Annotated in this window: 14 protein-coding genes; 9 read left to right on the top strand and 5 right to left on the bottom strand. The window is 68.2% G+C overall.

Annotation, left to right across the window (positions count from 1 at the left end):
• Nucleotides 1-50: 50 nt before the first annotated feature.
• From VPH47_RS08165 to VPH47_RS08155, 3 genes are all read right to left on the bottom strand, one after another.
• Entirely contained in the window at nt 51-1,961 is a 1,911-nt protein-coding gene (locus VPH47_RS08165) for a CocE/NonD family hydrolase (protein ID WP_164162921.1), read from the bottom strand.
• A gap of 153 nt (nt 1,962-2,114) precedes the next feature.
• On the bottom strand, nt 2,115-2,501 hold the full coding sequence (locus tag VPH47_RS08160) for a DUF4440 domain-containing protein (RefSeq protein WP_368850473.1): 387 nt from the start codon (nt 2,499-2,501) through the stop codon (nt 2,115-2,117).
• Nucleotides 2,501-3,859: an MFS transporter gene (locus tag VPH47_RS08155; RefSeq protein ID WP_368850472.1), complete on the bottom strand. Its 1,359-nt coding sequence runs from the start codon at nt 3,857-3,859 to the stop codon at nt 2,501-2,503. Before VPH47_RS08155 ends, VPH47_RS08160 begins: the two co-directional genes overlap by 1 nt.
• 105 nt (nt 3,860-3,964) lie before the next feature.
• Here VPH47_RS08155 and VPH47_RS08150 point away from each other — a divergent pair, with 105 nt between their 5' ends.
• Nucleotides 3,965-4,861 carry a LysR family transcriptional regulator gene (locus VPH47_RS08150; protein WP_110712684.1) on the top strand — a complete coding sequence of 299 codons (897 nt, stop codon included), beginning with the start codon at nt 3,965-3,967 and terminating at the stop codon, nt 4,859-4,861.
• Nucleotides 4,862-4,961: 100 nt separating this feature from the next.
• On the opposite strand, the gene VPH47_RS08145 is transcribed toward VPH47_RS08150, so the two are convergent.
• Nucleotides 4,962-7,757, bottom strand: coding sequence for a beta-glucosidase (locus tag VPH47_RS08145; RefSeq protein ID WP_368850471.1), 2,796 nt, complete (start codon nt 7,755-7,757; stop codon nt 4,962-4,964).
• Between the two features lie 337 nt (nt 7,758-8,094).
• Here VPH47_RS08145 and VPH47_RS08140 point away from each other — a divergent pair, with 337 nt between their 5' ends.
• Together VPH47_RS08140 and VPH47_RS08135 are read left to right on the top strand one after the other, a co-directional pair.
• Nucleotides 8,095-8,529, top strand: a complete 435-nt coding sequence (locus VPH47_RS08140) for a VOC family protein (protein WP_049429041.1) — start codon at nt 8,095-8,097, stop codon at nt 8,527-8,529.
• Between the two features lie 306 nt (nt 8,530-8,835).
• Nucleotides 8,836-9,540, top strand: a complete 705-nt coding sequence (locus VPH47_RS08135; protein ID WP_197612268.1) for an AraC family transcriptional regulator — start codon at nt 8,836-8,838, stop codon at nt 9,538-9,540.
• Between the two features lie 9 nt (nt 9,541-9,549).
• On the opposite strand, the gene VPH47_RS08130 is transcribed toward VPH47_RS08135, so the two are convergent.
• The gene (locus VPH47_RS08130; RefSeq protein ID WP_180854600.1) at nt 9,550-10,440 is read right to left on the bottom strand and encodes a sterol desaturase family protein; all 891 of its coding nucleotides are present in this window, start codon (nt 10,438-10,440) and stop codon (nt 9,550-9,552) included.
• 172 nt (nt 10,441-10,612) lie between these two features.
• Between VPH47_RS08130 and VPH47_RS08125 the strand changes: the two genes are divergently transcribed.
• The 6 genes from VPH47_RS08125 to VPH47_RS08100 all read left to right on the top strand — a co-directional run bounded on the left by VPH47_RS08125 (nt 10,613) and on the right by VPH47_RS08100 (nt 18,757).
• Complete coding sequence (locus VPH47_RS08125) at nt 10,613-11,563, top strand: LysR family transcriptional regulator (RefSeq protein ID WP_197612269.1); 951 nt, start codon at nt 10,613-10,615, stop codon at nt 11,561-11,563.
• A 92-nt stretch (nt 11,564-11,655) separates the two neighbouring features.
• Nucleotides 11,656-12,306 carry a DsbA family protein gene (locus VPH47_RS08120; protein WP_368850470.1) on the top strand — a complete coding sequence of 217 codons (651 nt, stop codon included), beginning with the start codon at nt 11,656-11,658 and terminating at the stop codon, nt 12,304-12,306.
• A 32-nt stretch (nt 12,307-12,338) separates the two neighbouring features.
• Nucleotides 12,339-13,346: a cyclase family protein gene (locus VPH47_RS08115; protein ID WP_164162816.1), complete on the top strand. Its 1,008-nt coding sequence runs from the start codon at nt 12,339-12,341 to the stop codon at nt 13,344-13,346.
• 260 nt (nt 13,347-13,606) lie between these two features.
• Nucleotides 13,607-14,221 (top strand): translesion DNA synthesis-associated protein ImuA, encoded by a 615-nt coding sequence (gene imuA / locus VPH47_RS08110; protein WP_368850469.1) that lies wholly within the window; start codon nt 13,607-13,609, stop codon nt 14,219-14,221.
• Between the two features lie 9 nt (nt 14,222-14,230).
• Entirely contained in the window at nt 14,231-15,640 is a 1,410-nt protein-coding gene (locus VPH47_RS08105; RefSeq protein ID WP_368850468.1) for a DNA polymerase Y family protein, read from the top strand.
• Nucleotides 15,641-15,646: 6 nt separating this feature from the next.
• Nucleotides 15,647-18,757, top strand: a complete 3,111-nt coding sequence (locus VPH47_RS08100) for an error-prone DNA polymerase (RefSeq protein WP_368850467.1) — start codon at nt 15,647-15,649, stop codon at nt 18,755-18,757.
• Nucleotides 18,758-18,788 lie beyond the last annotated feature (31 nt).

Here is an 18,788-nt window from a genome sequence, read left to right as displayed (position 1 = left end):
GGCACTACCGCGGCCGCCGGGTATCGCGCACCCGGCGTACCTCATCAAACTCAATACACCGGCAGATCGATGTAACTGGCCTGCGCCGCGCTGTGCCAGACCCGCTGCGTGGCCTTCTGGTAGTCGCCCGGTTTGGCCAGGTAGATGTTCGGCACGTAGGTCTGCGGGTTGCGGTCGTACAGCGGGAACAGGCTGGACTGCACCTGCACCATCACCCGGTGCCCCTTCTGGAAGGTGTGGTTGGCGTTGGGCAGGTCGAAGCGGTACGGCAGCACCTGGTTCGCCGCCAGCGGCTTCGGATCACTGAAGCTTTCGCGATAGCGGCCACGGAAGATCGCCAGCGACACCGGCAGCTCGTAGCCGCCCATCTCCGGCGTCGACGCTTCCTGGTCCGGATACACGTCGATCAGCTTCACCACCCAGTCGCTGTCGGTGCCGCTGGTCGAGGCCTGCAGGTGCACCACCGGCGCGCCGCCGATGCGCAGCGGCGCGGTCAGCGGTTCGGTGATGAAGGTCAGCACGTCCGGGCGGCCATCAACGAAGCGCTGATCCTTGACCAGCCAGGTGGTCCACATGTCGCGGTCACCGAAACGCACCGGACGCGGCACGAACGGCACCGGCTTGGCCGGGTCGGACACGTATTCCTCGAAGTCGCCCTCGCCCGCCGCCGGTGCCTGGAACGCCAGCTTGCCGCCGGCACGCAGGTACAGCGGCTTGCTGCTGGCAGCACAGCCCTTGTCGCAGCTGCGTGGCCAGCCCTTCAGGCGATCCCAGTGGTTCTCGCCGGTGTTGTAGATCAGCACCGGCGGCGTATCCGCCTTCGGCGCACCGTCCACCAGGTACTGGTCAAAGAACGGCTTGAGCACATCACGGCGGAACTGCAGCGCGGTATCGCCATCGAACTTCAGCGCGCCCAGCTCGCTACCGCTGTAGTTCACCTGGCTGTGCCGCCACGGTCCCATCACCAGGTAGTTGCGGTTGTTGCCGCTGTCGCGCCCTTCCATTGCCTGGTAGGCGTGGTTGGCCCCCCACATGTCCTCCTGGTCCCACAGGCCCTGCAGCCACATGGTCGGCACCTTCAATGGCGTCTTCGCCATCACCGCGTCCAGCGCCTGGCCCTGCCAGAAGCCGTCATAGGCCGGGTGCTCCACCAGTTTCTTCCACCAGGTCAGCTGGTCCACGCCGGTGAAACGCGCGTAGTCGCCGGCCGAACCGATGCGCAGGAAGGTGCTGTAGTCATCGTAGCCGAGGCTGGGCAGCGGCGTGCCCTTGCCGCGCTTCTCGGTCTGCATCGCGAAGTAGTTGAAATTGACCTGGCGGAACGCGCCGTAGTTGAGCCAGTCGTCGCCCATCCAGCCATCCACCATCGGGCTCTGCGGCGCGGCCACCTTCAGCGCCGGGTGCGGGTCGGTCAGCGCCATCACCACGGTGAAGCCCTCGTACGACGAGCCGAGCATGCCGACCTTGCCATTGCTCTCCGGCACGTTCTTCACCAGCCAGTCGATGGTGTCCCAGGCGTCGGTGGAGTGGTCCACCTTGGTGTTGTTCAACGGCCCGCGCAGCGGCCGGGTCATCACGTAATCGCCTTCGGAGCCGTACTTGCCGCGGATGTCCTGGAATACGCGGATGTAACCGCCATCGACAAACACCTCGTCGCCCTGCGGCAGCAGGTCGCGCATGCGCGGCGAATCACTGCGGCTGGCGCGGCCAGCGGCATCGTAGGGCGTACGGGTCAGCAGGATCGGCGCATTGCGCGCGCCCTTGGGCACCACGATCACCGTATACAGCCTGGTGCCATCACGCATCGGCACCATCACCACGCGCTTGTCGTAGTCACGACCGACATCGGGGGCAACGAAGGGCTTGCCGCTGATGTCCGGGGTCATCGGCGGGGTTTCGGCGGCCAGCACGGTGCTGGACAGGCAAAGGGCGATGGCTACAGCAACGGCACGTACACGCATGGAGACCCCTCCCGGCAGGAAAGCCTCAAGCCTACTCCTGCCTTGTACCGTGAAGTGTGGGCGGGCTTTGCATTCTGCGGTGGATGCAGGCAGGACTGATGGCACATGTGCGACCAGCTGCTGCGCCCGACGGCAACCGGTCGTGCCGGCCGATCAGGCCACCGGCACTTCGTGTAGCGCCAACCAGCGCCAACGGCCATCTTCCTGCCGCAGCACCGCCAGCGATTCCCGCCATGTGGGTACGCCGCCATCGATCGAATGCCCTTCGCGATAGCGCAGCACCGCCAGCGGTGACGGCGCTTCCACCGCCTGCACGGCTTCGATGGAAATCTGCAGCCCCGGCCGCGCGCCATGGCCACCCGCGAACAGTGCCTGCACGGCATTCCGATCCAGCCTGCGGCCACCGATACCGACCATGCTGAAGTCCGCGCAGAAATGCGCCATCAGATCATCCAGCACGTCGGTGCCGACGTCGGCACGGAACCAAGCCTGCAGCTTGTCGTGCAAGTGGTGGACTTCATGTTCTGCGGTGGTATCCATCAAATGTTCTCCGGTTGCGAAAGAGTGAGCAACTGCGGCCGGCGCAGCAACGCCATCGGCAGCAGGGTCAGTACAGCAGCCAGACCCAGCGCCACGCCGGTGGCATGGGCCGGCAGCCATTGCATGGCCAATGCCAGCAGCAGCGCGATGGCCGCGGTACCGAGGCAGAAGCTGAGCTGGCGATTGAGGTTCCAGAGTGCGCTGGCATCACCCAGCGCCTCGCCCTCGACCCCATGGAAGGCCAGCGTCTGCGCGGTGCTGCTGCACAGGCTGCCGCCGGCGCCCATCAAGGCAAACAGTAATGCTGCAATGGCAAAGACCAGGTGTGGTAGCAGCGCCATCAACAGCAGGCCGCCAGCCTGCAGGAGCATGCCCGTACGCAGTACCGTGGCCGGGCCGAAGCGGGCCAGCAGGCGCTTGCTGGCCGTGATCGCCATGGCCGAGGCCAGCGCCCAGGGCAGCATCAGCGCGCCGATGCGCGCGGCACTGTAACCAGCCTGGTGCAACTGCAGCGTGCTGACCAGCTGGCTGCCGATGAATACACCGGGTACTGCCAGGTAGACCAGCATCGCCAGGCGCAGGCCGCGATGGGATAGCAATGACCAGCGCAGCAGGGGTTGCGCCTGCTGCCGTGCATGCCGCAGGTGGGCCGCCGCCAACAGCAATGCGATCAGCAGCAGTACGGCGCCGGCGGCCCGATGGCCGGGTTCACCCAGCCAGGTCAGCGCCAGCAGCAGTGCGCCCAGCGCCAGCATCGCGGTGGACAGCGCATAGGCCTGCAGGCGTGGCGCACTACGCGCGCCATCGGCCGGCATCCACGCCAGCACCAGTCCAATCGCCACCACGGCCAGCGGCAGGCTGGCCCAGAGCACACCGCGCCAGGACAACCACTGCACCAGCAGCCCACCGAGCGCGGGCGCCAGTGCCGGTACCAGCAGCGCCACCAGCAGGATGCGGCGGGTCAGCGCGCCACGCTGGTCGGGCGTGCACTGTCGGTACGCTGCCGCCTGTGCCACCGGAATCAGCAGGCCACCGGCCAGGCCCTGCAGCAGGCGCCAGCCCAGCAGCCAGCCGATACCCGGTGCTGCGCCGGCCAGCGCAGCGGCAACCGCGAACAGCAGCAACGCCACCAGCAGCAGGCGACGCTCACCACAGCGCGCGGCCAGCCAGGGCGCCAGCGGAATCACCACGCTCAGGCCCAGCATGTAGGCGGTGCCGACCCAGGCCAGGGTGCTGATATCGGCGCGCATCTCCGCTGCCAATGCCGGATAGGCCACCGTGGCGATGAACATGTTGACCAGATCCAGGGCGAACACCAGCAGGAAGATCGCCTCATGGCGCAGGCGGGGGGACGGCATCGGCGGCGCTCCAGCGGGGAAGCGGCCAGCATGCCGTCCGGACCTTGTTGGAAAAACACGACGGCAGCTGCAACACTGTCAAACCTGTTTTGACAATGGATCATCATGGTCAGCCTCGATCGCTTCGATATCTTCCGCGCCGTGGTCGAGGCCGGCAGCCTGACCGCCGCCGCCGATCGCCTGGGCCTGAGCCGCGCGGTGGTCAGCTTCAACCTGAAGCGGCTGGAACAGGAGCTGGGCGTGACCCTGTTGCTGCGCAGTACCCGCCACCTGGCCCTGACCGATGCCGGCGAGCAGTTCCTGCAGCACTGCGTGCAGGCGCTGGATGCAGCGCAGGCGGCGATCGATGCCGCACGCCGCGACCAGCATCAGCTGCAGGGTGTGCTGCGCCTGACCACCACCCCGGAGTACGCACAGCTACGCCTGATTCCCGCACTGGAAGCCTTCCGTGCGCGGCATCCGGCCCTGCAGTTGCACCTGTCCACGTCGCCCGCGCCGGCCGACCTGATTCCCGAACGCTTCGACCTGGCGATCCGCCTCGGCCGTCTGCCCGATTCGGGCCTGCACGCCAGCGAACTGGAACGCCACCCACTGTGCGCGGTGGCGGCTCCGTCCCTGCTGGCACGCCTGCCCTCTGCCGATGCTGCCGATGACCCCGTGCAGCTGGGCACCCTGCCCCGCCTCGGCTACCCGCGCCTGGCCGACGTGCCGGTGATCGCGCCCGACGGCAGCGACGCCTTGTTTGCCACCAACCCGGGCAATGCAGTGGTGCGCGTGGATGGTGCCAGTAGCCTGCGCGCCTTCGCCGTGGCCGGCGCCGGGGTCACCGTGCTGCCACGCTGGCTGATCGAGGACGACCTGGCCCAGGACCGGCTGCGCCCGGTGCTGCGCCAGCACCGGTTCCCGCAGCAGAGCGTGTACGCGGTCTACCCGCACAGCACGCAGCCCTCACCGAAGGTGCGGCAGCTGATCGATTTCCTGCGCGGGTGGTTCGCCACATGAAAAGGGGACGGAGGGGATCAAGTCGTTTATGCATAAGCGACTTGATCCCCTCCGTCCCCTTTTTCAGACACGGCCCTGTGCCGGGCCGTGTCTTCAGGCATCAGCGCAGCACCTGCTCCACCAGCTGTACATCCACCGTCTGCAGCGGTTCGGCGGCATTGCGCGACAGCTGTACCTGGTAACTGCCGCCGTCGATCTTCCACTGGCGGGCCTGCGCATCGTAGTGGGCCAGGGTCTTCGGCTCGGCTTCGATGCGGATGCGACGCTGTTCGCCCGGCTGCAGGGTCACCTTGTCGTAGCCGATCAGGCGGATCGGCGTGGTGCTGCCGGCCGGCAGCTTCAGGTACAGCTGCGCGACGTCGGCACCGGGGCGCTTGCCGGTGTTGCGGATGTCGACGCTGGCGACCAGGCGCGAACCCTCCACGCTCACCTTCAGGTTTTCATAGGCGAAGGAGGTGTAGGACAGGCCGTGGCCGAACGCGAAGGTCGGGGTCAGGCCCTTGGCCGCCATCCACTTGTAGCCGACGTTGGCGCCTTCGATATCGAAATCGAACACATCGCCGAACGGCTTGGCCGGCTTGAAGCCGAGGCCGTCGATGTGCGGGCGCGGCAGCTGCGATTCGTCCGTCACCCAGGTCACCGGCAGGCGGCCGGATGGATTGACCTGGCCGGTCAGCAGCGCGGCAATGCCTTCGCCACCGCGGATGCCCGGGTACCAGGCCTGCAGCATCGCCGGCACCTGCGCCAGCCACGGCGTGCGCACCGGGCCGTTGGTTTCCAGCACCAGCACGGTCTTCGGGTTGGCCTTGGCCACGGCCGAGATCAGGGCGTCCTGATTATCCGGCAGCTGCATGTCCGGCAGGTCCACCGATTCGGCCGCCCACTGGGTGGCGAACACGATGGCCACGTCGGCCTGCGCTGCTGCCTTGGCCGCAGCGGCGGCGTTGGTGCCGTCCACATACTCGATGGTTGCATCCGGACGCGCCGCACGCAGCGATTCCAGCGGCGAGGACGGGTGGAAGATCACCGGGCCCGGCCAGGTGGTCGGCAGCACGCCCGGCACCGCGTTGGTGCCCTTGGCGGTCACGCCCACCATCGACGAACCACCGCCACCGATCACGCCCTTGTCGGCATGGCCGCCGATGATGACGATGCGCTTCACGCTGTCGGCCAGCGGCAGCAGGTTGCCTTCATTGCGCAGCAGCACGCTGCCTTCTTCCACTGTGCGCTGGGCGACGGCGAAACCGGCCTCGGCGTCGACCTTCTGGTGCTGCGGCGGGTTGTCGAAATTGCCGTGCAGGAACATCGTGCGCAGGATGCGCGCCACCATGTCGTTCAGACGCGCCTGCGGCACCACGCCACCATGCACGGCCAGGCGCAGCGGTTCGTCAAAGAACACTGCCGCATCGAACACTTCACCGGCCGACTGCTGGTCCAGGCCGGCCAGCGCCGCCTTCGAGCCACTGTGCACGCCACCCCAGTCGGACATCACGAAACCAGGGAACTTCCATTCCTGCTTCAGCACCTGGTTCATCAGGTAGCCGTTCTCGCAGCCGTAGGTACCGTTGATCTTGTTGTACGAGCACATCGCCACGCCCGGGCGGCCGGCGTCCAGCGCGATCTCGAAGGCCAGCAGGTCCGACTCGTGCATGGCCTGTTCGCCGATGCGCACGTCGTGGAAGTTGCGGCGGGTCTCCATGTCGTTCAGCGCGAAATGCTTCATCGAGGAGATCACGTGCTGGCTCTGCACGCCCTGGATCAGCGCGCCGACCATCGAACCGGCCAGCAGCGGGTCTTCGCCGGCGTACTCGAAATTGCGGCCGTTGCGCGGGTCGCGCTGCAGGTTGACGCTGCCCGACAGCAGGATGTTGAAGCGCTGTTGCCACGCTTCGCGGCCCATCGTTGCACCACCAGCGAAGGCGACTTCGCGGTTCCAGCTGGAGGCGGTGGACGGGCCCGACGGCATCGCCGTGGCGAAGTCGCCCGGGCGGATGCCGCCTGGATTGGTCACGCCGACGCCGGCATCGGCCGACTGCTGCGATGGAATGCCCAGCCGCGCCACGCCCGGCACGAAACCGGCCGACCCGACCGCGCCTTCCGGCAGCGGGCCACCGTCCTTGCCCAGCCCGAAGTAGCTGTGCAGCATCTGGAACTTCTCATCCTCGGTCATCGCCTTCAGCAGCAGCGCAGCGCGCGCATCGGCATTGAGGGTGGTGTCCATCCACGGCGTTTCGCCGTGCTTGTCGGCGGCATAGGCCAGGGTCAGCAGCGTGGCACGCAGGGCGCTGCCTTCCACCTTGAACGGCGCGCTGCTGGCGGCCTGGAAGCCGTCGCTGAAGTAGCTGGCATCGGCTTCCAGGGCAACGCGTGCCGGGTCGAAGCCGGCCGCTTTGGCCGATTCACCGGCCACCGCGCCGAGCAGCACCGCCGGTGCGCCCAGCCGCGAACGCGTGACCAGCGCCGGCAGCTGCGCGGCACCTGCACCAGCATCGGTGTAGACCGCCACGGTGTGGCGGCCATCGTCCAGGCGCAGGTAGTTCAGGCCCGGCTGGTCGGGGCCGGATTCAGCAGCAATCGGCAGCCGGGTCAGCACGGCCTGGCCGCGCTGGGTCTGGCCATCGTCCTTGCCCGCAGCAATGAAGCGGTACGCGTAGCCCAGGCCATCGGCCAGCACCTGCAGCGGATCGACCTGGCCGATGCCGCGCTGCACCTGGCGCACGCTCACCGCGTCCACCTGCAGAGTCTTCAGCTGGGTGGCCAGGGCCGGCATCGCCTCGGCGGTCGGGGCCTGTTCCAGGGTCAGCACAGTGAACGCGGCGGGGTCAGCCCAGGCCGGAGCGGCCAGTGCGGCAGACAGGGCCAGGGACAGTGCAAGCGGCTTTGTAAACGTTTTCATCGACAGGCGTAATTCCGTTGCCAAGGCAATCGGTCCAGGGAAAGTGCCGCCGAAGGGTGCAGCGTTCATGCCGCGCAGGGGTTGCCAGGCAACGTCCCGCAGGCTGAAGGACGGGCCGGTCTGCGCCTGGGACCCTCCTCCCGGCGTGACAACCTGCCTGTCCGGGCCGCGCAGGGCGACCCAATCATGTGAAGATTGTGCGAGGGCGTTCACACCTGTCAACAGGACCTAAGTCACAGGCTGACCCCAGCCACTGGTTATCAGGCCATCACCGGCGGTCATCAGCGCGCCGCGCGAGGCTGCTGATAATGAGGGTCCCTGGCCACGAACCGAGCCCATGACCGTACATCGCGACTTCGACCATCTCTGGCGCGACCGCTGTGACACCTCCAGCCAACGCGCGCCGCGCGTGCTGATCCGGGTGTTCGTGGCCCCGGGTGAGCTGGAGCGCAGCGTGGCGTTCTACGAGCAGTTGCAGGGCGTGGTGGCCGATGCGGGGTTCCCGTTTCCGGAGGCCGGCCTGCGTCTGGCGATGGTCGGTGCGTTCCTGTTGATCGAGGGCAGCGAGGCGGCGCTGGCGCCGTTCACTTCGACCACGGGAACGCTGCTGGTCGACGATGTTCGGCCCTATCACGACAAGCTGGTGGCGGCTGGCGCTGAAATCATCTTCCCGCTGCAGGTGGTCCCGACCGGGGCAGCGTTCAATGCGGTGCATCCCGATGGCACGGTGGTCGAGTACGTGCATCACCGGCCGGATCCGCAGGGGCGGTGAGGGTGCGCGCGGCCGGGCTGCGCCCGGCACCCGCGGTAGTGCCGGCCGCTGGCCGGCAACCTCAGAAGCAACAGCCGAAGCAACAGCGGGCTCCTGTGGGGTGGCGGGGTGGGCCCGGTTGCGGGGGACGGCGCAAGTACGTCCATGTAGCCTCGGTCGCCGCATCCATGCGGCTCACGCCCCCGCAACCGGATCCACCCCGCCTTCGACAATTCCCTGCACGGCCTGCTGTAGAGCCGAGGCGATGCTCGGCTGCTCTTCGTTCAACTGTCGGAATATTCGATTTCGATGGAGATTCATCCACGCATGGCGTGGATCTACAATTCCTCCATGTCCTCTCCCGTCCTGCCCTGGAATGGCACGCTGCTGCTGGATGCTCACGTGGCCGTGCTGCAGGGCCACGCTGGTGGCAGCGATACGCACGCGCACTACGCCCATCAACTGTTGCTGAGCGACGGCGCGCCCTGGCAGGTCGAGGTCGATGGCGTGCAGCAGCAGGGCCAACGGCTGTGGCTGCCGTCATTCCAGCCGCACGCAATCCTGTCGGCGCCGGAAGCGGGCTGCACGGTGTTCCTTGAACCGGCACATGCCGATCCCGGGCAGATCCAGCAGCACCTGCACGCGCTGCCGGGCAACGCGCTGGCGCTGCACGACTGGTTGCCACGGCTGAGCCGCCCGCAACCGCTGGACCGCCGCGTGCAGGCAGCGCTGTCCCGTATCGCCGAGCACCTGCCCGGCCCGGTGCCGGCTGCTGATATCGCCGAGGCGGCACATCTGTCGACCAGCCAGCTGCATCGGCGCTTCCAGTCCGATCTGGCGGTGACCCTGCGCGGCTGGGTGCTGTGGCAACGGCTGCGCCGCGCGCTGATGCATCATCTGCGCGGGCACAGCCTGACCGACAGCGCGCATGCGGCCGGATTCGCCGACCTGGCCCATCTGTCACGCAGCCTGCGCCGCATGTTCGGCATCGGTGCCGCACAGCTGCAGGGCCTGCAGCTGCAGGCGGCCTGACACGGCCGATCATCCGCGCCTGCGCAATCCTTCCGGCAACTCCGGCACCTCGCCATGCGGCAGTTCGCGGAACGGCGCCAGCAGCTGCCCGGGATAATCACGCGGATAGTCCGGTTGGCTGCCGATGCCGAGGTCGCGTTGCTGCAGCCGATAGCCGGGCGCATCGAAGGCGGTCCCCAGCAGATGATCCCAGACAGTCAGGAACAGGCCGAAGTTGACGTCGCCGGCGGTGCCGTAACGCATGTGGTGGAAGCGGTGCAGCGGTGCCCAGGCCATCACCCGGCCCAGCACGCCCGGGCGCATGTCCACGTTGGAATGCTGCAGCAGCAGCTGGATGGCAATGGCGAACGCCAGCACCGCGGCCACCGGCATCGGCAGGCCCAACAGCAGCAGCGGCAGCACGCCGCCGACTGCTTCGGCCGCCTGGTGCAACGGGTGCTTCATCAGGCCATTGAAGCCGTACATGCGGGTGACGCTGTGATGTACCGCGTGCAGCCGCCACAGCCAGCCGATGCGATGGCTGGCGTAGTGCACCAGGGTGATACCGAGATCGGCGCAGATGATGGCCAGCAGCACCTGCAGCGCGAATGGCCACTGCAGCGGCCAGGCCTGCCACGGAATGATGGCTGCCAGCAGCGGCACCGCCGCGATCGACAGCAGATTCAGGCTCTCGTTGACCAGCGCATGCAGGGTGTCACGCAGGCTGTCGCCGTGGTCATGGTTGAACGCAGGGTCATAGGGCCACACGCGTTCGGCGGCGAACGAAATCGCGATGGCGACCGCCAGCAAGGCCAGCAGCCATAGCGGATCACCGTGCAGGTGGCCGACCCAGACGACGGCAGCAGCGACGAAGCCCAGCAGGAACAACGGGGCATACAGGCGGAGCATCCAGTGCTTCATGGGCAATCCGGAAAGTGAGGGGCCTTCATGCTGGCGCGGCGTATGGGGCGCCGGCTTGAACAAACGGCGCAAGCGCGTGCTGCGGGTGGATGCCGAGCTTGGTCGGCACCGTGTTCCTGCATCCACGCATGGCGTGGATCTACCGACTCGCTCCGCCTTCCCACATCCACGCATGGCGTGGATCTACAATGGCGCCCTCATCGCGCCCGGGACCGGCATGGATTCATTCAACCTGATGCGCGCCTTCCGCCGCATCGTCGAACGCGGCGGGCTGGCCCGCGCCGCCGAAGACCTGGGCATGTCGCCGGCCGGGCTGAGCAAGCAGCTGCGCACCCTGGAAACGCACCTGGGCGTGGTGCTGCTGCAGCGGACCACGCGGCGCATGAGCCTGACCGAGACCGGCCACGCCTATTACCGCGAATGCTGCCGCCTGCTCGACGAGCTGGATGCATTGGAACGTGGCATCGCCGAACAGCGTGGCGACGTGGCCGGACGCCTGCGCGTGAACGCACCGCAATCATTCGCACTGAGCACGCTGTCGCCGCTGCTGCCGCGCTTCCTGCAGCAGCACCCGCAGCTGTCGCTGGACCTTGTGATGGAAGACCGCCTGCTCGATGCGGTGGGCGAAGGTTTCGATGTGTCGCTGCGGTTGCGTGCCGAGCTGGACGACTCGCGGCTGGTGGCGCGCCGCCTGGCCTCGCTGCAGCAGGTGCTGTGCGCTGCCCCGTCCTACCTGCGGCAGCATCCGGCACCGCAGGCGGTGGACGATCTGCAGGCGCACAGCGTGCTGGCCTACAGCCTGTCCGACTCGCCCGGCAGCTGGCCGCTGCTCGGCCCCGACGGCCAGGTGACCATCACCCTGCCGGCGCGCGTCACCGTCAACAACAGCCTGCTGCTGCGCGACCTGCTGGTGGCCGGCATGGGCATCGGCGCCCTGCCCTCGTTCCTGGCGGCACCGGCGCTGGCCCGTGGCGAACTGCAGCAGGTGCTGCCCGACCACCGCTATCCACCACGCTTCGTGCATGCGGTCTACCCCACCTCGCGCCACCTGCAGCCCAAGGTGCGTGCCTTCATCGATTTCCTGCACGCCGAGCTGCCCGGCTGCGCGGGCCTGGATTCGTAACCGCCAGCGAAAACTGAGCTGCCCGCGGCGCGCTGTTTCAGACGCGCCGCGCTGCCTACTCTGCCGCCTCCCCTCTCACCGATGGCAGGCAGATGTCTTCCGTTCCTTCCCCCGCCACCGCCGCGCCGGCGGTCGATTTCTTCCACGACGTGGTCTGCGGCTGGTGCTTCGTGCTGGCCCCGCGCCTGCAGCAGGTCTCCGCCGAACTCGGCATCCAGGTGCGTCACCGCAGCTTCGTGCTGCAGGACTCGCGCGCGCAGATGGTCGAGGTGTTCGGCTCGATGGAGCGCGCCAAGGCGATCATCCTGCGCCACTGGACCGACTGCGCCGCGCATGAAGACACCGCGCGCATCGATATCGAAGGCATGCGCGCACAGGACTTCGAGTATCCGTCCGGCTGGCTCGGCGCACTGGCCTGCCAGGCCGCCGGCGTGCTCGGCGGCAATGATGCCCATGGCGCGATGTTCGACGCGGTGCAATGGGCGCACCTGCACCAGCACCGCAACATCGGCGATGCCGAAGTACTGCTGGATATCGCCGAAACGCTGGGCCACCCACGTGGCGCCTTCGCTGACCACATGCATGGCGACGCAGTGCGCCAGCGCGTGCAGGCCGACCGTGCCGACGCCGCTGCCCTCGGCATCCGTTCCATTCCCACCGTGATCGGCGGCAACGGCCTGCGCCTGCAGACCCTGCCGCTGCCGCAACTGCGCCAGGCCCTGGCGCACCTGGTCGCGGCCTGAGCCGCACCATCCCCACCCCAAGGAGATTCCCCATGACCCCACGTACCCTGGCCACCGCGCTGGCCCTGCTGCTGGCCGGCACCGCCGCTTCCACCACCGTGTCCGCGCACGAACGCGTTCCCTCCGGCCAGCAGGTCGGCACCAGCCCCTGGGGGCCGAAGGACGAGATCGGCCGCCTCAACCTGATCACCGAGGCCTCGCGTGCGGCGATCCTGTCGCGGGTCAGCGGCGGCAAGGCCTATGACCTGGCCACCGAATACTACGTCGGCATGCCCAGCTGGCAGGATGCCGGCGACCCGCACTACCAGTTCTGGATGACCCACACCCCGCGCGGCACGGTGATGGATGATCCGATGGGCGTGGGTGAAACCATGAACCTCACCCGCAGCTACACCGGCACCGCGTTCTCGATGTACAGCCACACCGGCACCCACATCGATGCGCTGAACCACTTCGGCATCCACGGAAAGATCTGGAACGGCTTCGAGGCCGACAAGCACCTCGGTGACCGTGGCTGGAATGTCACCGGCATCGAGAAATTCCCGCCGCTGATCGCGCGTGGCGTGCTGATCGACGTGGCCGGCGCCAAGGGCGTGGACATGCTGCCTGACAGCTACCGCGTCACCCGCCAGGACCTGAAGGATGCGCTGGCACGCCAGCGGGTGAAACTGCAGCAGGGCGACATCGTGCTGATCCGCACCGGCCGCATGCGCCTGTTCGAACAGCCGAAGGCGTACATGGCCAACCCGCCGGGCATGGGCCTGGACGCGGCGCGCTTCCTGGTGGAGGACAGCGGCGCGATGATCGTCGGCGCCGACAACCTCAGCTTCGAGACCTTCCCCTCGGAGGTGTCCGACGACTACGTGCCGCTGCACACCTACCTGCTGGCCCAGCAGGGCGCGCCGATCATCGAGCTGGTGGCGCTGGACGAACTGGCCCGCGACAAGGTCTACGAATTCGCCTTCATCGGCGGCCCGCTGAAGATCCGCGGCGGTGATGCCGCGCCGCTGCGCCCGGTCGCGCTGCCGGTGCGCCCGTAACCGGGGCCTGCGGGGGTGCCGCCCCTGGTCGGCATTCCGTCCCATGCCGGGTGGGTGCCGACCTTGGTCGGCACTCCTTTACCCCTTCAGCAACCTGAAACCCGACCTTCCGATTTCATTAGTAATTCTACTCACAAGGCGAGTAGCATGTCCGGTCTCAGCCCCTGATACCGGCCCGTCGATACTCGCGCCATGCCCGCCGTTTACGCCCGCTCCTGCCGCTTCCAGCCCGCCCGGCGCCTCCCTTGGAGGACCGGCTGATGGGTGCCGTCGTCGCCCTCGACCGGCTGCTGGACGGGCGCCAGCTGTGGCGCGGCCCGGCTCGCCAGGGACCGGCCAGCGACCACCTGGCCAGCGGTCACCCGGCACTGGACGCACGCCTGCCCGGCGGTGGCTGGCCGGCCAGCGGGCTGTGCGAGGTGCTGCAGGCCGCGCCCGGCGCGGGCGAGCTGGCCCTGGTCTGGCCGGCGCTGGCGAAGCTGAGCCAGCGCGACCGCCCGATCGTGCTGGTCGCCCCGCCCTACCGCCCGCATGCCCCGGCCTGGGCTGCAGCCGGGCTGGACCTGGCCCAGCTGCAGATCATCCACGCCGCGCCGAAGCAGGCGTTGTGGGCTGCCGAACAGTGCCTGCGCTCGGCCGCCTGCGCGGCGGTACTGTGCTGGCCACACCAGGCCGACGACCGCTCACTGCGCCGCCTGCAGGTGGCTGCCGACAGCGGCCAGTGCCTGGGCTTCGTGTTCCGCGAGGCGCAGGCAGCGCGCAACCCCTCCCCGGCCAGCCTGCGCCTGCAGCTCGACCACGGCCAGGTACGGGTGCTGAAGTGCCGTGGCGGCCTGCCACCCGCACAGCCGTTGCCACTGGCCATCGCCCACTGAGGCCGCGCCATGCATTGGGCCTGCCTGTTGTTGCCGCAGCTGGCGCTGGACAGCGTACTGCGCCTGCAGCCGGACCCGCAGCGGCCACTGGTGCTGCTGCAGGGGCCGGCACAGCGCCGCGTGCTGCGTGCGGTCAGCCCGTCGGCACGCGCAGCGGGGTTGCGCCCGGGCATGCTGCTGTCGGCTGCGCAGGTGCTGGTGCAGGACATGCACCTGCACGACTACGACCCGAACGCCGAACAGCACACCCGGCAACTGCTGGCCAGCTGGGCCTACGCCTACAGTTCGCAGGTCAGCCTCGATTTCCCGCATGCACTGGTGCTGGAGATCGGCGCCAGTCGCGCCCTGTTCGGTGACTGGCTGACGATCGAGAAGCGCCTGCGCGGCGAACTGCATGAGCTTGGTTTCCGCCATCGCCTGGTGGCCGCACCCACCGCGCATGCCGCGCGCGTGCTGGCCAACGTCCACGACGGCCTCGGCATCGATGCGCAGCAGCTGCCAGCAGCACTGGCGCAGCTGCCGTTGCCGCGTTGCGGCCTGCCCAGCGACGCGGTGACCGTGCTCGGTCGTTCCGGGCTGCGCACGCTGGGTGCGGTGCTCGAACTGCCGCGCGACAGCCTGGCCCGGCGCTTCTCACCCGAGGTACTGCAGCAACTGGATGCGCTGCGCGGCCTGCCCACCGCGCCACTGCGTTACTACCAGCCACCGGACCGTTTCGATGCGCGCATCGAATTCGAATACGAGATCGAATCCAGCCAGGCCCTGCTGTTCCCGCTGCGTCGCCTGCTGCTGGACCTGGCCGCGTTCCTGTGTTCGCGCGATGGCGGCGTGCAGCGCTTCGACCTGCATTTCGAGCATGACCTGCTGCCGGCCAGCGTGCTGACCATCGGCCTGCTGGCACCCGAGCGCGATCCCGCGCTGTTGTTCGAGATCGCACGCAACCGCATGGAAGCGTTCGCCCTGCCGGCCGGCAGCCGCGCACTGCGCCTGCAGGCCGAGCAACTGCCACCGTTCGTGCCCGCCGCGCGTGACCTGTTCGATACCCGGCCGGCACAGGCGATGCCCTGGAACCAGCTGCGCGAGCGCCTGCGGGCGCGGCTGGGCGATGACGCCGTGCAACCGCTGGCGGTGCAGGCCGACCATCGCCCCGAACGCGCCAATGGCACCCAGCCCGCGGCCAAGCCTCCATCGTACTGGCCGCTGCGCCCCGGTTGGCTGCTGGACACGCCGCAACCGCTGCGTGATCCCCGCCTGCGTATCATCGCCGGGCCGGAGCGGATCGAATCGGGCTGGTGGGACCAGGCCGATGCGCGCCGCGACTACTACGTGGTGGAAACCGCACACGGCCAGCGCGGCTGGGCGTTCCGCACACGCAATGATCCGCATGCGCCGTGGATGCTGCACGGCTGGTTCGGCTGAGCCGTCATGCACAACGAACTGCCCGGCTACGCCGAACTGCACTGCCTGTCGGCCTTCAGTTTCCAGCGTGGCGCCTCGATTGCCGAAGAACTGTTCGCGCGCGCTGCCGGCCAGGGCTACCGCGCGTTGGCGATCACCGACGAATGCTCGCTGGCCGGCATCGTGCGTGCCTGGCAGGCGGCGAAGACGCATGGCGTGGCGCTGATCGTCGGCGCCGAATTCCAGGTCGAGGACGGGCCGAAGCTGGCCCTGCTGTGCACCGACCAGGCCGCCTATGCCGGCTTGTGCCAGTTGATCACCACCTGCCGGCGGCGCGCAGCCAAGGGCGAATACCGCTGCCTGCGCGAGGACCTGCTCGGCCTGCCTGACGGCCTGCTGTGCCTGTGGCTGGACCGGCAACCAGCGGCCACCGAACTGGAACTGTTGCGTGCCGGCTTCGATGATCGGCTGTGGTTGGCGGTGGAACTGCACCACGAACACGACGACGCACGCCGCCTGCAGCAGCTGCAGGCCTTCGGCGAACGCCACCGCCTGCCGCTGGTCGCCAGTGGTGATGTGCACATGCACGTGCGCCGCCGCCGCGCCCTGCAGGACACGCTGACTGCGATCCGCCACCGCTGCAGCGTGGCCGAGGCCGGCTGGCGCCTGTTCCCCAACGGCGAGCGCCACCTGCGCCCGCGTACCGCGCTGGCCCAGCTGTATCCACCCGAATTGCTGGCCGAGACCCTGCGCATCGCCGAGCGCTGCCACTTCACCCTGGAGCAGCTGCAGTACACCTACCCGCGCGAGCTGGTGCCCGAAGGCCACGACCCGGACAGCTGGCTGCGCGTGCTGGTCGAGCGTGGCATCCCCTGGCGCTGGAAAGGCGGCATCGAACCGGCACAACGCAAACAGATCGAGCACGAACTGGCATTGATCCGGGAGAAGAACTACGCCTCGTACTTCCTCACCGTGCAGGACATCGTGCGCTTCGCGCGCAGCCAGGACATCCTCTGCCAGGGTCGTGGCTCGGCGGCCAACTCGGCGGTGTGCTTCGTGCTGGGCGTGACCGAGATCGACCCGGCGCGCAGCAACCTGCTGTTCGAGCGTTTCATCTCCGCCGAGCGCGACGAGCCACCGGATATCGATATCGACTTCGAGCACGAGCGCCGCGAGGAAGTGCTGCAGTATGTATTCAAGCGCTATGGCCGCGAGCGCGCCGCCCTGACTGTGGTGGCGATCAGCTACCGTGGCCGCAGCGCGATCCGCGACGTGGCCCGCGCGCTCGGCCTGCCGATGGACCAGGTCAACGAATTGGGGGCGGCGATGGACCACTGGGGCGGCCACGTACCGTTGCCGGAGACCCTGCGCGAGCGCGGCTTCGATCCGGACACGCCGTTGATGCAGCGCCTGCTGGCACTGACCACCGAACTGATCGACTTCCCCCGCCACCTGTCGCAGCACCCGGGTGGTTTCGTGATCTCCGAGCACCCGCTGTCGACGCTGGTACCGGTGGAGAACGCAGCGATGGCCGACCGCACCGTCATCCAGTGGGACAAGGACGACCTCGATGCCACCGGCCTGATGAAGGTCGACTGCCTGGCGTTGGGCATGCTCACCGCCATCCGCAAGTGCCTGGCCATGCTGCAGCAGCATGGCCTGCACGAAGGACGCATGGATGCGATTCCCGATGAAGACGGCCCGACCTACGACATGATCTGCGCCGCCGACACCATCGGCGTGTTCCAGATCGAGTCGCGCGCGCAGATGGCGATGCTGCCGCGCCTGCAGCCACGCGAGTTCTATGACCTGGTGATCGAGGTGGCGATCGTGCGCCCTGGCCCGATCCAGGGTGACATGGTGCACCCCTACCTGGAACGGCGAAGGATCCTGCGCGAGCAGGGTCCTGACGCGTTGAACGATCCAGACAATCCACTCTATCCAGCGCGGCTGGAACGCGTGTTCGCGCGCACCCTCGGCGTGCCACTGTTTCAGGAACAGGTCATGCAGTTGGCGGTGGAAGCGGCCGGCTACACGCCGGGCCAGGCCGATGCCCTGCGCCGCTCGATGGCGGCGTGGAAACGCCGTGGCGGCCTGGAACCGCATCGCGAGAAGCTGCTGGCCGGCATGCTGAAGAACGGCTTCAGCCGCGAATACGGCGAGCACCTGTTCGAGCAGATCAAGGGATTCGGCGATTACGGCTTCCCGGAAAGCCACGCCGCCAGTTTCGCCCTGCTGACCTATGCCAGTTGCTGGCTGAAGTGCCATCACCCGGCCGCGTTCACCGCCAGCCTGATCAACAGCCAGCCGCTGGGCTTCTACAGCCCCGACCAGCTGCTGCAGGACGCGCGCCGGCATGGCATCCGCGTGCTGCCGGTGGACGTGCGCCACAGCGACTGGGACTGCACGCTGGATTTCGGCAAGGGGCCGGCGGCGATCCGGCTCGGCCTGCGCCTGGTCGATGGCTGCAACGAACCCGCCGTGCAGGCCATCATGCGTGAACGTGCGCGGCGCCCGTTCGACGATGTGGGCGACCTGTGCCAGCGCACCGCCCTGGATCGCCGCCAGCAGGGCCTGCTGGCCGATGCCGGTGCGCTGCGTGGGCTCAGCGGCCATCGCCATCGTGCACGCTGGGATATCTCCGGCGTGGAGAACCGGCTGCCGCTGTTCGACCAGACCCGCGCCACCGCCGAAGCCCGCGTGGCGCTGCCCCTGCCCAGCGCCTGGGAAGACATGCAGGCCGATTACCGCAGCACCGGCACCACGCTGGGCCGCCACCCGATCTCGTTCCTGCGTGCGCAACTGCGCGGCCGCGGTTGCCTGGATGCCGCACAGCTGGCAGACCACGGCCATGGCCGACGCGTGCGCATCGCCGGCCTGGTACGCATGCGCCAGCGCCCACAGACCGCCAGCGGTGTCACCTTCCTCACGCTCGAGGACGAGACCGGCATGGTCAACGCTGTGGTCTGGCGGCACCTGGCCGACCGCCAGCACCGCGTACTGGTCGACACCCAGCTGATGCAGATCGACGGCCGCCTGGAACGCGTTGATGGCGTGCAGCATGTCATCGTGCAGCGCATGCACTGCCTGGATGAACTGCTGCAGGGACTGCGCAGCCACAGCCGCGATTTCCATTGACGATACACAACGTCACACAACGAACTGGCCA

Origin of the sequence: Stenotrophomonas sp. WED208, from assembly GCF_040984485.1 — a bacterium.
GTDB classification, from domain to species: domain Bacteria; phylum Pseudomonadota; class Gammaproteobacteria; order Xanthomonadales; family Xanthomonadaceae; genus Stenotrophomonas; species Stenotrophomonas riyadhensis.
The sequence above is the reverse complement of the archived record's forward strand: the minus strand, read 5'-3'. Positions and strand labels throughout refer to the sequence as shown.

Coding starts and splice junctions, on each gene's coding strand:
- VPH47_RS08120 (WP_368850470.1), top strand. CDS start 11,656: ATGTCTTCCGTTCCTTCCCCCGCCACCGCCGCGCCGGCGGTCGATTTC.
- VPH47_RS08105 (WP_368850468.1), top strand. CDS start 14,231: ATGCATTGGGCCTGCCTGTTGTTGCCGCAGCTGGCGCTGGACAGCGTA.
- VPH47_RS08145 (WP_368850471.1), bottom strand. CDS start 7,757: ATGAAAACGTTTACAAAGCCGCTTGCACTGTCCCTGGCCCTGTCTGCC.
- VPH47_RS08155 (WP_368850472.1), bottom strand. CDS start 3,859: ATGCCGTCCCCCCGCCTGCGCCATGAGGCGATCTTCCTGCTGGTGTTC.
- VPH47_RS08100 (WP_368850467.1), top strand. CDS start 15,647: ATGCACAACGAACTGCCCGGCTACGCCGAACTGCACTGCCTGTCGGCC.
- VPH47_RS08165 (WP_164162921.1), bottom strand. CDS start 1,961: ATGCGTGTACGTGCCGTTGCTGTAGCCATCGCCCTTTGCCTGTCCAGC.
- VPH47_RS08140 (WP_049429041.1), top strand. CDS start 8,095: ATGACCGTACATCGCGACTTCGACCATCTCTGGCGCGACCGCTGTGAC.
- VPH47_RS08160 (WP_368850473.1), bottom strand. CDS start 2,501: ATGGATACCACCGCAGAACATGAAGTCCACCACTTGCACGACAAGCTG.
- VPH47_RS08150 (WP_110712684.1), top strand. CDS start 3,965: ATGGTCAGCCTCGATCGCTTCGATATCTTCCGCGCCGTGGTCGAGGCC.
- VPH47_RS08115 (WP_164162816.1), top strand. CDS start 12,339: ATGACCCCACGTACCCTGGCCACCGCGCTGGCCCTGCTGCTGGCCGGC.
- VPH47_RS08130 (WP_180854600.1), bottom strand. CDS start 10,440: ATGAAGCACTGGATGCTCCGCCTGTATGCCCCGTTGTTCCTGCTGGGC.
- VPH47_RS08125 (WP_197612269.1), top strand. CDS start 10,613: ATGGCGTGGATCTACAATGGCGCCCTCATCGCGCCCGGGACCGGCATG.
- VPH47_RS08135 (WP_197612268.1), top strand. CDS start 8,836: ATGGCGTGGATCTACAATTCCTCCATGTCCTCTCCCGTCCTGCCCTGG.
- imuA (WP_368850469.1), top strand. CDS start 13,607: ATGGGTGCCGTCGTCGCCCTCGACCGGCTGCTGGACGGGCGCCAGCTG.